Source organism: Mycobacterium sp. RTGN4, from assembly GCF_033804635.1.
Classification (GTDB): domain Bacteria; phylum Actinomycetota; class Actinomycetes; order Mycobacteriales; family Mycobacteriaceae; genus Mycobacterium.
This window is the reverse complement of record NZ_JAPZLB010000001.1, coordinates 713,980-727,625: the sequence shown is the minus strand read 5'-3', so window position 1 is coordinate 727,625 and position 13,646 is coordinate 713,980. Positions and strand designations below refer to the sequence as shown.

Annotated in this window: 13 protein-coding genes; 10 read left to right on the top strand and 3 right to left on the bottom strand. The window is 67.1% G+C overall.

Annotated features, from left to right (window positions below; all coding sequences use genetic code 11):
- Positions 1 to 98: 98 nt before the first annotated feature.
- The 6 genes from dxr (at position 99) to SLQ30_RS03520 (ending at position 7,199) form a co-directional block, all read left to right on the top strand.
- Positions 99 to 1,271, top strand: coding sequence for a 1-deoxy-D-xylulose-5-phosphate reductoisomerase (gene dxr / locus SLQ30_RS03545; RefSeq protein WP_319445441.1), 1,173 nt, complete (start codon positions 99 to 101; stop codon positions 1,269 to 1,271).
- Positions 1,268 to 2,497, top strand: a complete 1,230-nt coding sequence (locus SLQ30_RS03540; protein ID WP_319445440.1) for a M50 family metallopeptidase — start codon at positions 1,268 to 1,270, stop codon at positions 2,495 to 2,497. Before dxr ends, SLQ30_RS03540 begins: the two co-directional genes overlap by 4 nt.
- A 10-nt stretch (positions 2,498 to 2,507) precedes the next feature.
- Positions 2,508 to 3,680: a flavodoxin-dependent (E)-4-hydroxy-3-methylbut-2-enyl-diphosphate synthase gene (gene ispG / locus SLQ30_RS03535; RefSeq protein WP_319445439.1), complete on the top strand. Its 1,173-nt coding sequence runs from the start codon at positions 2,508 to 2,510 to the stop codon at positions 3,678 to 3,680.
- 54 nt (positions 3,681 to 3,734) lie between these two features.
- On the top strand, positions 3,735 to 4,589 hold the full coding sequence (locus SLQ30_RS03530) for a GNAT family N-acetyltransferase (RefSeq protein WP_319445438.1): 855 nt from the start codon (positions 3,735 to 3,737) through the stop codon (positions 4,587 to 4,589).
- A gap of 147 nt (positions 4,590 to 4,736) precedes the next feature.
- Complete coding sequence (locus SLQ30_RS03525) at positions 4,737 to 6,560, top strand: penicillin-binding transpeptidase domain-containing protein (protein WP_319445437.1); 1,824 nt, start codon at positions 4,737 to 4,739, stop codon at positions 6,558 to 6,560.
- Positions 6,561 to 6,587: 27 nt separating this feature from the next.
- Positions 6,588 to 7,199: a DUF1707 domain-containing protein gene (locus SLQ30_RS03520; RefSeq protein ID WP_319445436.1), complete on the top strand. Its 612-nt coding sequence runs from the start codon at positions 6,588 to 6,590 to the stop codon at positions 7,197 to 7,199.
- Here SLQ30_RS03520 and SLQ30_RS03515 read toward each other — a convergent pair.
- Genes SLQ30_RS03515 through SLQ30_RS03505 form a run of 3 tightly spaced genes read right to left on the bottom strand, consistent with a single transcriptional unit; the run spans position 7,196 to position 9,841 of the window.
- Complete coding sequence (locus SLQ30_RS03515; protein WP_319445435.1) at positions 7,196 to 7,579, bottom strand: PaaI family thioesterase; 384 nt, start codon at positions 7,577 to 7,579, stop codon at positions 7,196 to 7,198. The two genes, SLQ30_RS03520 and SLQ30_RS03515, sit on opposite strands and share 4 nt — an antisense overlap.
- Before the next feature lie 28 nt (positions 7,580 to 7,607).
- On the bottom strand, positions 7,608 to 8,780 hold the full coding sequence (locus SLQ30_RS03510; protein WP_319445434.1) for a sulfotransferase: 1,173 nt from the start codon (positions 8,778 to 8,780) through the stop codon (positions 7,608 to 7,610).
- Complete coding sequence (locus SLQ30_RS03505; protein WP_319445433.1) at positions 8,777 to 9,841, bottom strand: DUF1214 domain-containing protein; 1,065 nt, start codon at positions 9,839 to 9,841, stop codon at positions 8,777 to 8,779. The genes SLQ30_RS03510 and SLQ30_RS03505 overlap by 4 nt, the downstream gene beginning before the upstream one ends.
- Positions 9,842 to 9,883: 42 nt before the next feature.
- Between SLQ30_RS03505 and SLQ30_RS03500 the strand changes: the two genes are divergently transcribed.
- The 4 genes from SLQ30_RS03500 (at position 9,884) to SLQ30_RS03485 (ending at position 13,601) form a co-directional block, all read left to right on the top strand.
- Positions 9,884 to 10,465, top strand: coding sequence for a TetR family transcriptional regulator (locus SLQ30_RS03500; RefSeq protein WP_319445432.1), 582 nt, complete (start codon positions 9,884 to 9,886; stop codon positions 10,463 to 10,465).
- A gap of 17 nt (positions 10,466 to 10,482) precedes the next feature.
- Positions 10,483 to 11,340 (top strand): type I methionyl aminopeptidase, encoded by an 858-nt coding sequence (gene map / locus SLQ30_RS03495; RefSeq protein ID WP_319445431.1) that lies wholly within the window; start codon positions 10,483 to 10,485, stop codon positions 11,338 to 11,340.
- Between the two features lie 79 nt (positions 11,341 to 11,419).
- Positions 11,420 to 12,919 (top strand): cobyric acid synthase, encoded by a 1,500-nt coding sequence (locus SLQ30_RS03490; protein WP_319445598.1) that lies wholly within the window; start codon positions 11,420 to 11,422, stop codon positions 12,917 to 12,919.
- Between the two features lie 13 nt (positions 12,920 to 12,932).
- On the top strand, positions 12,933 to 13,601 hold the full coding sequence (locus SLQ30_RS03485; RefSeq protein WP_319445430.1) for a hypothetical protein: 669 nt from the start codon (positions 12,933 to 12,935) through the stop codon (positions 13,599 to 13,601).
- The last annotated feature ends 45 nt before the right edge of the window (positions 13,602 to 13,646 follow it).

The following is a 13,646-nucleotide window of genomic DNA, read 5'->3' as shown; positions in this document are numbered from 1 at the left end:
GCGTCACACTCGTGTCACATTCGGTCGTGCAGGCCGGCCTCGCAGAATTCACCCGTCCCGATACCTCGATTAGGCATGCGTGGCGGCACAATGGATGGGTGAGCAGCGGCCGACTCCGAGTCTTGATCCTGGGTAGCACCGGGTCGATCGGTACCCAGGCGCTCGAGGTGATCGCAGCCAACCCCGATCGATTCGAGGTCGTCGGGCTCGCCGCAGGCGGAGGAAGTCCCGAGCTGCTGGCCCGTCAACGGGCCGAGACCGGTGTGACGAACGTCGCGGTGGCCGATGCGGCCGTCGCGGCCACGCTGGGCGACGTGCCCTACGCCGGCCCCGACGCCGTCACCCGACTGGTTCAGGACACCGAGGCCGACGTCGTGCTCAATGCGCTGGTCGGTGCCCTTGGGCTGCGTCCCACGTTGGCAGCGCTCGAGACCGGCGCCCGGCTGGCGCTGGCCAACAAGGAGTCGCTGGTGGCCGGCGGCCCGCTGGTGCTCAAGGCCGCAGCGCCGGGGCAGATCGTTCCGGTCGACTCCGAGCACTCCGCGATGGCGCAGTGTCTACGCAGCGGCACCGCCGACGAGGTCGCCAAGATCGTGCTCACGGCCTCCGGCGGCCCGTTCCTCGGCTGGTCGGCGGAGGATCTTCAGTCCGTCAGCCCCGAGCAGGCCGGCAAGCATCCGACGTGGTCGATGGGCCCGATGAACACCCTGAACTCGGCGACGCTGGTGAACAAGGGCCTCGAACTCATCGAGACACATCTGCTCTTCGGCGTCGACTACGACCGCATCGACGTCGTCGTGCACCCGCAGTCCATCGTCCACTCGATGGTCACGTTCGCCGACGGGTCGACGATCGCCCAGGCCAGCCCACCGGACATGAAGCTGCCCATCGCGCTGGCGCTCGGCTGGCCCGCGCGGGTGCCGGGGGCGGCGTTGGCATGCGACTTCACTACGGCCTCCACCTGGGAGTTCGAGCCCTTGGACGACGACGTCTTCCCGGCGGTGACGCTGGCCCGTCAGGCCGGAACCCGGGGCGGCTGCCTCACCGCGGTGTACAACGCGGCCAACGAAGAGGCCGCCGCGGCCTTCCTCGCAGGCCGCATCCGATTCCCTGCGATCGTGCGCACGGTCGCGGACGTGCTGCACGCTGCAGATCAGTGGGCCGCCGAACCAGCTACCGTGGACGAAGTACTCGAGGCGCAGGAGTGGGCCCGTGCACGGGCGCAGAGCGCGCTGAGTAGCGCAGCACAGGAGGTCGTACCAACCCGATGATGTACGTATTGGGACTCATTGCGTTCGCGCTGTGCATTCTCGTCTCGGTGGCGCTGCACGAGTGTGGGCACATGTGGGCGGCCCGGGCCACCGGAATGAAGGTCCGCCGCTACTTCGTCGGCTTCGGCCCCACCCTGTGGTCGACCAAACGACCCAACAAGTTGGGCTATACCGAGTACGGGGTCAAGGCCATCCCGCTCGGTGGGTTCTGCGACATCGCAGGGATGACGGCCAACGAGGAGCTCGCGCCCGAGGATCAGCGGTTCGCGATGTTCCGCCAGAAGGTGTGGAAGCGCGTCGTGGTGCTCTTCGCCGGGCCAGGCATGAACTTCGTCGCGGGGTTGGTCATCCTCTACGGCATCGCGATCGTGTGGGGATTGCCGAACCTGCACCCGCCCACCGCCGCCATCGTCGGCAAGACCGCGTGCGTAGCACCCGAGGTCACCAGGGGCGACGCGGGCAAGTGTGAGGGTCGGGGCCCCGCGGCGCTCGCCGGCCTGCTGCCTGGTGACACTGTGGTCAAGGTTGGCGATACCGACGTCAAGACGTTCGACGACATGGTGGTCGCCGTGCGCAAGGCAACGGGCCCAACGCCTTTCGTCGTGGAACGCACCGTCAACGGTCAGCAGACCGAGTTCACCGCCACCGTCGACGTCGCGCAGACCCAGCGTTGGGTCAAGGAGGACGACAAGTCGGCGACGAAGGTCGGCGCCGTCGGGGTCGCCGAGCCCAGATACGGTCCCATCCAATACAACCCACTGTCTGCGGTCCCCGGTACGTTCGCGTTCGCAGGAGACACCGCCGTCCAACTGGGCAAGGCGCTGGCCATGATCCCCACCAAGCTCGGCGCGCTGGTGCACTCGATCAGCGGTGGCGAGCGTGACCCGAACACTCCCATCAGCGTGGTGGGAGCCAGTCGAATCGGCGGCGAGACCGTCGAGCACGGGCTGTGGGTGTTGTTCTGGTTGGTGCTGGTTCAGGTGAACTTCGCGCTCGGCGCGGTGAACCTGCTGCCGCTGCTGCCGTTCGACGGAGGCCACATCGCCGTCGCGACGTACGAGAAGTTGCGCAACATGCTGCGCAAGTTCCGGAGGTTGGATATCGGCGGGCCGGTGGACTACATGAAGTTGATGCCCGCCACGTACGTCGTCATCGCGCTGCTCGGCGCGTACATGCTGTTGACCGTCACCGCGGACTTGGTCAACCCCATCAGGCTCTTTCAATAGGAGACTCCCCATGACCAAGTCCATCGCCCTGGGCATGCCGGCCCCGCCACCACCGGTGCTGGCGCCGCGGCGCAAGACTCGGCAGCTGATGGTGCGTGACGTCGGCGTGGGCAGCGACTACCCGATCGCGGTGCAGTCGATGTGCACCACCAAGACGCACGACATCAACTCCACGCTTCAGCAGATCGCCGAGCTCACGGCGGCGGGCTGCGACATCGTCCGGGTGGCCTGCCCACGCCAGGAGGACGCGGACGCACTGCAGGCGATCGCCGCGAAGAGCCAGCTCCCGGTGATCGCCGACATCCACTTCCAGCCCAAGTACATCTTCGCCGCGATCGACGCGGGTTGTGCCGCGGTGCGCGTCAACCCCGGCAACATCAAGGAGTTCGACGGCCGCGTCAAGGAGGTCGCCAAGGCGGCCGGTGACGCGGGCATCCCGATACGCATCGGCGTCAATGCAGGCTCGCTCGACGCCAGGATGATGAAGAAGTACGGCAAGGCCACGCCCGAGGCGTTGGTCGAGTCGGCGCTGTGGGAGGCCTCGCTGTTCGAGGAGCACGGTTTCGGCGACATCAAGATCAGCGTCAAGCACAACGACCCCGTCATCATGGTCGAGGCCTACGAGCAGCTGGCCGCGCAGTGCGACTATCCGCTACACCTCGGTGTCACCGAGGCGGGTCCGGCATTTCAGGGCACCATCAAGTCCGCCGTTGCGTTCGGTGCGCTGTTGTCCAAGGGCATCGGCGACACCATCCGGGTGTCGCTCTCGGCGCCGCCGGTTGAAGAGGTCAAGGTCGGCAACCAGATCCTCGAATCGCTGAACCTGCGCCCGCGTGGGTTGGAGATCGTGTCGTGCCCATCGTGTGGACGCGCGCAGGTCGACGTCTACAAGTTGGCCAATGAAGTGTCCGCCGGACTCGAGGGGCTCGAGGTGCCACTGCGGGTGGCCGTGATGGGTTGCGTCGTCAACGGACCGGGGGAGGCGCGCGAGGCCGACCTCGGCGTCGCGTCCGGAAACGGCAAGGGCCAGATCTTCGTGCGCGGCGAGGTCATCAAGACGGTGCCGGAACAGATGATCGTCGAGACGCTGATCGAGGAGGCGATGAAAATCGCCAGCCAGATGGACACAGAGTTGGGCCAGGATGCAAGTGCAAGCGGTTCGCCCGTTGTGACCGTAAGCTGATCGTGGCCCTGTGAGCGGGGTCACCGCGGGCCCAGGGTTGTAGAAAGAGTCTCGATGTCGGCTCCTCCGCTATTTCGCCTCGCTGACGAGCGACGTGTCAGCGTGGTACGGGATGCCGCCACCGTGCGCCGTGCGCTCGACCAGGACCCCGTCGGATCGTGCATGGTCGCGTCGCGGGTGGCCGACCACGGCATCGATCCGGCCGCGATCGGCGGCGAGATGTGGACCCGCAACCGGCCCAGCGACTCATTGTGCTTCGCGGGCGCGAACCTGATTCCGCTACGTGGCGAGCTGGCCGATCTGAATGCCTTCGCAGACAAGGCAATGAGTAGCGTCCGGCGCTGTTCGTCGTTGGTTGGCCGCGCCGAATTGGTGGTGCCGATGTGGCGCCGGCTCGAAAGTGCCTGGGGCCCTGCGCGTGACGTGCGTGAGCATCAACCGCTGATGACGCTTGACAGTGCCCCGCAGTGCGCCGTCGACTCCGCGGTGCGCCCGGCGCGGATGGACGAGCTCGACGCGTATCTGGTGGCGGCCATCGACATGTTCATCGGCGAGGTCGGCATCGACCCACGTCTCGGGGACGGTGGGCGTGGTTATCGGCGGCGGGTGGCCGGCCTGATCGCGGCCGGTCGCGCGTGGGCCCGGTTCGAACGCGGCCAGGTGGTGTTCAAGGCCGAAGTCGGTTCGCAATCGCCTTCCGTCGGGCAGATCCAGGGCGTGTGGGTGCACCCCGACTGGCGTGGTCGCGGCTACGGCGTGGCGGGCACGGCAGCGCTGGCCGCCGCCGTCGTGCGCAGTGGACGTACCGCAAGTCTCTACGTCAACGGCTTCAACACTGTCGCCCGCGCGACGTACGCGCGCATCGGGTTCACGCAAGTGGGCACGTTCGCGACGGTCCTGCTCGACTGAGCGTCGTCGGGTAACCCCGCGCGAGACCGCGCAGGTGGTCGTTGAGCGCGCGGCGCAACGACAGGGACTTCTATTTCGGCGGGATCACGGAGTGGTCTCGGTGCGCCTACGACACGTTCGAGGTTCACGCTCCTAACATCAGCCCCAATGGCAACTCGAACCTCATCCGCATCACGCGTCACTGGGCTGTGTTCAGTGCTGGCGGTCATCGGAGCCATCGGCACGCTGAGCGCCTGCACCCCGAAGCCGTTGGGCCCCGAGCCGATGGCGCAGGCCTTCTTCACCGCGCTGGGCAAGGGCGACACCGGCGCGGCAGCCGGCCTCAGTGATCACCCGTCGGTCGCAAGGGCCGCACTGAACGAAGCCTGGGCAGGACTGCAGGCGACCGGACTGGACGCACAGGTACTGAGTTCGAAGTACGCCGAGGACACCGGAAGCGTGGCGTACCGCTACACCTGGCATCTGCCGAAGAACCGTACCTGGACCTACGATGGTCAACTCAATCTGGTGCGCAACGAGGGGCAATGGGAAGTCCGTTGGAACGCAACGGATTTGCACCCAAAACTCGGCGAACATCAGACGTTCGCGCTGCGCGCCGACGCCCCGCGGCGGGCTTCGGTGAACGAACGCGGCGGCACCGACGTGCTGGTGCCGGGATTCCTCTACCGCTACACGCTCGACGCCAAGAGGGCTGCGGGCGACCTGATGCCGACCGCACGGGCCGTCGCCGACGCGCTCCGGCCGTTCGACGACACCATGGACGCGCAGCGACTCGCCGAACAGGCCAGTTCGTCGCCGCGGGCGCTGGATCTGATCACCCTGCGGCAGTCCGACCATCAACGCGTTTCGCCGGTGCTCGCCAACTTGCCCGGAGTGGTCATCACCCCGCAGGCCGAACTGCTGCCCACCGATGACGGGTTCGCACCCGAGATCATCAGTCAGGTCAAGAAGTCGGTGATGGACGACCTGGACGGGGAGGCCGGGTGGCGCGTCGTCACCGTGAATCAGAACGGCGCCGACGTCGACGTGCTGAACGAAGTGGCTGGCGCGCCCGCACCGTCCGTCACCGTCAGCCTCGACCGGGCGGTGCAGAACGCCGCCCAGGACGCGGTGAACATGGTCGGCAAGAAGGCGATGATCGTCGCCGTCAAACCGTCGACGGGGGAGATCCTGGCTGTCGCGCAGAACGTTGCCGCCGACGCGGACGGCCCGGCTGCGACAACCGGACTCTATCCGCCGGGGTCGACGTTCAAGATCATCACCGCAGGCGCCGCGGTCGAGCGCGACATGGCCACGCCCAACACACTTCTCGGCTGTCCGGGCACGATCGACATCGGTCAGCGCACCATCCCCAACTACGGTGGCTTCGATCTTGGCACCGTTCCGATGTCGCGGGCGTTCGCCAATTCCTGCAACACGACGTTCGCCGAACTCGCCAGCAAGATGCCGCCGAGGGGCCTGACGACCGCCGCCGCGCAGTACGGCATCGGGCTGGACTACAAAATCGATGGCATCACGACGGTCACCGGCTCGGTACCCCCGACGGTCGACCTGGCCGAGCGCACTGAGGACGGCTTCGGACAGGGCCGGGTGCTGGTGAGTCCGTTCGGCATGGCGATGGCCGCCGCTACGGTGGCCGCGGGGAAAACGCCCGTCCCGCAACTGATCGAGGGCCGTCCCACGGAAACGACGGGGGACAGCACGCCGATCACGCCAAAGATGATCGACGCACTGCGGCCGATGATGCGGTTGGTGGTGACCAACGGGACGGCCAAGGACATCGCAGGTTCTGGCGACGTTCGCGGCAAGACCGGTGAGGCCGAATTCGATGGTGGCTCGCACGCCTGGTTTGCGGGTTACCGCGGTGACCTGGCCTTCGCCGCACTGATCGTCGGCGGCGGCAGCTCCGAGTACGCAGTGCGTATGACCAAGGACATGCTCAACGCACTCCCGCCCGACTACCTCGCTTGAGTAGCCTGTTCTCCAGAAGGAGCAGCTATGACGAGCATCAACGACCAGACCAACACGGGCCTGCCTGACGTCGCGGCAGTGCTGCGCATCTCCGACGCCGATCGCAACGGCACGTTGCGGCGCCTGCACAACGCCGTGGCATTGGGGCTCATCGACATCGACGAATTCGAGGAGCGCTCGATATCGGTCTCGACCGCCCGCCTGCATTCGGAACTGGCGGCGCTAGTAGAGGACCTGCCGGGTCCTGGGGCCATCGTCACCTCGTCGACGGACCGCGTGGAGCTGCGCGGCGTACTGGGTTCGCTTAAGCGCCAAGGTGAATGGACCGTCCCCACCAGGCTGGCGCTCGTCCGGCGGATGGGGTCGATCGACCTCGATCTGACGAAGGCGCGGTTTGCCGGCCCGATCGTCGTCATCGAACTTGACGTGAAGTTCGGCTCGGTGGAGATCCGGCTACCGGAGGGGGCGAGCGCCTCGATCGACGACGTGGAAGTGGTCGTCGGCAGTGCCCGCGATCACCGCAAGGACGCGCCCGCCGACGGGTCACCGCACGTGATCCTGACCGGGCGCAGCGTGTGCGGTTCCATCGACATCCGCGGCCCGCGGCGCGCGATGATGAACCGGTTGCGGCGCGGCTAGCGCTTTTCGAGTACCGCGAACGTCAACGTCGCACGCGCAGCCAGCCGGTCACGGCCCTTGTCGAACACGTCGACCGACGTGACGATCAGCCGCCTGCCCGCCCGCACGACGGTGGCCTCTGCGCGCGCAGGCCCCTCGATGATCGGCGCCAGGAAGTGCACGTTCATGTCGGCGGTGGTGACGTTGTGCCCGACTCCTGCCGCCTCGCCTGCCAACCTGCCTGCCGCGATGTCGATCAGCGTGGCCACCAACCCGCCCTGGATGGCGCCGCGGATGTTCACCAGGTCGGGGCGGTTGTCCATTTCGATGACGAGCCGCTCGGCGGTCTCCTCGACGTCGCGCATGCCCAGCCTGTTCAGCAGGTGTTCCTGTTCGCTCACCGGCTGACGGTAACACCATTACCGCCTGTTACTTCAGCGCCTCCGTCGGCACGCCGAACCGCTCCTGGTAGGCCGCGACCTGCTCCCGCACCGCCTCGGCGTCGAGTCCGGTGTCAGACCACGTGTACCGGGTACCTCCGCCGTCGCCGGGGTGGGCGGCCAGATGGTCGCGCATCCGTTGTTCGGCGACCGGCGTGAGCTCGCGGCCCAGTGCGTCGTAGATGCCGCGGACCGTCGTGAACGGATCGCGGATGAAGTCGGCGAACTGCACGTCGACAAGTTGGCCAGGGGCCAGCACGCCGGAATCCCGCACCTTCATCGAACGGTCGAGTCCGACGACGATCTCCTCACAACACTGGCGGGCGCACTCCGCGATGTCGCGGTGGTCCGAGGCCATGCGGCGCACGTGATCGGTGAGCGACGCGATCGACGAGATCACGTTCAGCGGGTCGCGATGGGTCTGCACAATCACCGCATCGGGATACTCGCTCACCAGAGTGTCCAGCTGCCACAGGTGTGCGGGTGACTTCAACAGCCACTGCCCGCCGATGCCGGATTGCAAGTGCTGCAGGAAGATCCGGTGATAACGGTAGGCGTTGCGATGATCGGCGTCGTAGAGCAGCCACCGCGAGTACGACGGCAACCGGTACTGCACCGGAAAGATCATGCTGCAGAACTGGCCAGCCCAGATGCGTACGTCCTCTTGAGGCATCAGCGCGCCCATCGGATGATGGGAAAGCAGCCCAGGCACGATCTGCTCGGACATCTCGAGGTTGGCCTGGATCTGTGCGATGCGCGGATCGCTGTCGTAGGTCTCGGGCTGCGGCACCGGCCACGGTGCGTCGACCTCCCACGTCAGTGGCGGCCGCAAGTCGGGGTCCTGGGCGAGCAGGTCGAACAGGATCGTGGTGCCGGTCCGCGGCTGGCCGACGATGAAGATGGGCTGCTCGATCGGCGCCGCCGCGATCGCGGGATTATCCGTGCGCCACTGCGTGATTCGTAGCCGGTTGGTCAGCGGGCTGACGAGATCCATGACGGCGATTTCGACGCCGAGGTCCGACAGGTGGGATTCGTTGACCAACCCGTCGGTCAACAGCGCCAAGTCGTCGCGCCAGCCGTCGGGCTCGCCGAAGTCGTCGCTGCCCGCCAGTTCGCAGGCTTGGGCGACCAGCGTGTCGATGTCGAAGCGATCGGCGTTCACTTGCGCACCTCGATCGAGACCTGCGGTGGCTCCGGGTTGTCGAGCCACCGCAGCACGACGAAACCGCGGCGGTGCCCACCGGTGTCGAGCCAGTGTCCGTGCCCGAAGTCCTTGGCGCCGACCGCGATCCGGATCTTGCCGTCGGCGTCCGCGGTGACGCCTTTATTGGTGACGGAGCTATGTCTGCGGCGCGGTTCGATGCATTCGTGCCAGATGTTCTCCAGCGTCACGTTCCAGTAGCGGGTGTCGGGTGGCTCGATCTCGAGCAGCAGCGTCTCGTCGTCGGCCAGCCCGAACGTGCCGATCATGTAGAGGTTGTCCGGCGTGGTGTCAGCTGCACCGAGGTCGGCGGCCTGCGCGGTGAGTAGCACGTTGGGTGTCTCGAGCAGTTCGGGTTTGATGGTGCGGTGCAGCGTCGTCAGCTTCATCAGCGTCCACGCCATCGCGGTGAACTGTTCGGCCACTTCGGAATCCGTCGGGGGTTGCGGTGGCTGTGCGTCCAGGGTCTCGATGTGGAGGGTGGCCGGCACCTCTTCGGTGGCGTCGCCGACGTACTCCCGCACCACGATCGAGGCGGCGTCCTCGGGAATCTGGAGCCACTGTGCGTCGCCCAGGTTTTCGGGCTTGGCGGCCGACACCACGATGCTGAACGCGCCCGCGTCGAGTTGCAGGTCGGTATCGCTGAGGTAGCCCGCCATTCGGCGCGGCGTCATCCCGGTGCCTGCCAACACCTGCAGACCGAGGTAGGCCGTCGTGCCGCGGGTCCCGGTGATCCGGTAGCGCCGATCGCCGCGGATCATCGCCAACAGGTACCGGCCGTCGGGATTGGGTCCGCCGACCATGCGGGTGGGGGAGCACATGTCGAAGAACCACGGCAGTTGCGGGTCGGCTTCGACGGAGAGTTCCGAGCACAGCGCGGTCACGCGCGAAACGACCCGCAACCCGTCGAGCACTTCACGTTCGTCGCGGGCGTCGGCCATGACCATCGCCGTCGTGTCGGCCAGCATCTTCTGGACGAATTGCCAGGCCTCGACACTCTTGGGCGTCAGAACTTCGCTCATAACGAGACATAGTCTCATTCGATACGTAGTCTCATAGTCGAAATGAGCGAACTGACGTTGACGGCCCGTAAGCGCCAGGTCACGCGCGACCGCATCGCGTCCTGCGCGGCGCGACTGGTCGCTGAACGTGGACTGGCCGGCACGACCATCGAGTCCATCGCGGCCGCCGCCGACGTGGGGCGGGCCACGTTCTTCCGGTACTTCAGTTCGAAGGAGGACGCGGTCGCCGACGGGATGACGCGGCACTGGTTGGACGTCATCACCGCTGAACTCGCGGCACAGCCGTCTGAACTGTCCGCCCGCGACGCCGTCGTCGGCGCGTTCCACGCACTGGGCGACGACTTCGGCGACATCAGCGATCAGGTGCGTGACCTCGCGATCATGACCAGGTCCTCGCCGGTGCTGAACGCCTGGATTCTGCAGATCTACGTCGGCTACGAGGCGGCCATCGCCGACCTGGTGGCGCCACGGATACCCGACCTGGCCCCCGACGATCCGCGCCCGCGGCTGATCGGCGCAGTGGCGATGGCCTCTGTTCGGATCGCGCTCGACGACTGGCTGCGCTACGGCGGATCGCTGCCAGCACGGGTGCGCACGGCGATGGCGGCGTGCTCCATCGGCTGACAATTAGACTTGCCCGCATGCCCGTTCGTACCGCCCTCCACTCCGGCGAACTGTCTCCGACGTTGCCGGTGCCCAACTCGATCCCGCGGCCCGAGTACGCGTGGAAGCCGACGGTGCGCGAAGGCACCGAGCCATGGGTGCAGACGCCCGAGGTGATCGAGCGGATGCGGGTCGCCGGGCGGATCGCGGCGGGCGCGCTGGCGGAGGCAGGCAAGGCCGTCGCGCCGGGCGTCACCACCGACGAGCTCGACCGCGTCGCCCACGCGTACATGCTCGACCACGGCGCGTACCCGTCGACGCTCGGTTACAAGGGCTTCCCGAAGTCGTGCTGCACGTCGCTCAACGAGATCATCTGCCACGGCATCCCTGACTCGACCGTCGTCCAGGACGGCGACATCGTCAACATCGACGTCACCGCCTATCTCGACGGCGTGCACGGTGACACCAACGCCACCTTCCTCGCCGGCGACGTGTCCGAGGAGCACCGGCTGCTCGTCGAACGCACCCAAGAGGCCACCTTGCGGGCGATCAAGGCCGTCAAGCCTGGTCGCGCGCTCTCGGTCGTCGGCCGCGTCATCGAGTCCTACGCAAACCGCTTCGGCTACAACGTGGTTCGCGACTTCACCGGCCACGGCATCGGTACCACGTTCCACAACGGGCTCGTCGTGCTGCACTACGACCAACCCGAGGTCGACACGATTCTGGAGCCGGGCATGACGTTCACCATCGAGCCGATGATCAACCTCGGCTCGCTGGACTATGAGATCTGGGACGACGGCTGGACGGTCGCCACCGTCGACAAGAAGTGGACCGCACAGTTCGAGCACACGCTGGTGGTGACCGATACCGGCGCGGACATCCTCACGCTGGCATGACCGCCCTTTCGCGAGCAGTCGCAAATGTGCCCACATCCACGGCGTGTCGCGCACATTTACGTCTGCTCGCGAGGAGAAGGTGAGCGGCGCGCTGCTGATCGCCGGCACTACCTCCGACGCGGGCAAGTCGATGGTGGTGGCCGGACTGTGTCGGCTGCTGGCGCGCAAGGGGATTCGCGTCGCACCGTTCAAGGCGCAGAACATGTCGAACAACTCGGCGGTGACGGTCGACGGTGGCGAGATCGGCCGCGCACAGGCGATGCAGGCTCGGGCGGCGGGGCTGGCGCCCAGCGTCCGGTTCAACCCGATCCTGCTCAAGCCGGGCAGCGACCGGACGTCGCAACTCGTCGTGCGCGGCAGGGTCGCCGGGTCAGTTGGCGCGGCAGACTACTTCACCCATCGGGCTCGGCTGGCCGATGTGGTGGCCGACGAACTCGCCTCGCTGCGAAGCGAATTCGATGCAGTCATCTGTGAGGGAGCCGGTTCGCCTGCCGAAATCAACCTGCGGGCAACCGATCTGGCCAACATGGGACTTGCCAGAGCAGCCGAGCTGCCCGTCGTCGTCGTGGGTGACATCGACCGCGGCGGCCTGCTGGCCCACCTGTTCGGCACCGTCGCGGTGCTCGAGCCCGCTGACCAACGCCTCCTCGCAGGCTTCGTCGTCAACAAGTTCCGTGGCGATCCCGCGCTGCTGGCGCCGGGCCTCGACCAGCTGGCCGACCTCACCGGCCGACCGACCTACGGCGTCATTCCCTTCAGCGATCGGCTGTGGATGGACGCCGAGGATTCGTTGTCGGTGCAGCCGCATCGGATCGTCGGCGAGCCGCAGCCACCGCGCGGCGGGGAATGGCTGAATGTCGCGGCGGTCCGGCTGCCCCGCATCTCGAACTCGACCGACGTCGAGGCGCTGGCCTGCGAGCCCGGGGTGCTGGTGCGATGGGTCACCAATCCCGCCGACCTGGCCGACGCCGACATCGTGCTACTGCCGGGCAGCAAGTCCACGGTCGCCGACCTCGGATGGTTGCGCGAACGCGGGCTCGCGGCCGGAATCGTCGGACACGCCGCGGCGGGCCGGCCGGTGCTAGGAGTGTGCGGCGGGTTCCAGATGTTGTGCCGTGTCATCGACGACCCGGTCGAGTCGAGGTCCGGCATCGTCGACGGGCTCGGCCTACTCGACGCGGACATCGCCTTCGACGCCGAAAAGACGCTCAACCTCTGGGAATCCCCGCTACACGGCTACGAGATCCACCACGGTCAGGTCGTCCGCAACACCGAAGCCGACTGGCTGGGCTCCGGTGCGCCGGTGGGCATCCGCCGCGGCGCGGTCTTCGGTACCCACTGGCACGGGCTGCTCGACAACAACGAGCTCCGGCGGGCGTGGCTGACGGAGGCCGCCGCGGCGGCTGGACGGTCGAGTTTCGTCGTCGCCGACGACGTCAACGTGACCGAATCCCGCGACCGGCAACTCGACCTGATGGCCGACCTGCTTGCGGCGCACCTCGACGTCGACGCCGTCATGGAACTGCTGGACCAGGGCGCGCCGGCCCGGCCGACCATCGTGACGACGCTGAGCGGGTAAGTAACCTCGACACATGAGCACATGGCGCGTGCGGGCGGTCCTGGTGGTCGTGCTCGCCGTCGCGCTGAGCGGCTGCGGTCGGGCGATCACGGGCACGCCGACCTGGCCGGGAGCCCGGCTGGCGCAGGCCCTGCTCACCGAGGCCGACTTCCCCAAGGGCGTCCAGTATGACCGAATCGTCGAACAACCCGGCCGCCCCGACGGGCAGGGCGGACCCCCGGCGATGCTCTCCAGTCCGAAGGGATGCTCCGACGGACTGACCCGGCTGATCGCCGCGAATGCCGAGCGCGGCCCGGGAAGTGCGCAGAAGTACGTCGTCGCCTACGACGGCGCACGGATGTTGATGACGGTGTTGTCCTCGCGGCTCGACCTCGACGCGTTGGCCGCGGAGGCGCAGCGGTGCGCCGCGTACCAGACGTTCTTCGACCCGTCGATGCAAGGCATCCCCGTGACCACCACACGCCTCGACACCCCGCGTCCCGACGCACTCGGATACGCGCAGTCGATGAAGTTGGGAACCGAATCCGTCAGCGTCTACTTCGCATTCGACAACGTCGGCAACTCCGCGCTCTTCGGGATCGCGTTCCCGACGCCCAACCCCACCATCCCGGTCAAAGGGACGCTGCCGCAAACGTTTCTGGACATCTCCACGAAACAAGCTCAGCGGCTCGAAGGGCACTGACCGCGCCCGATTAAAGACGAGTGAAACCCATGCCGAACATGATCA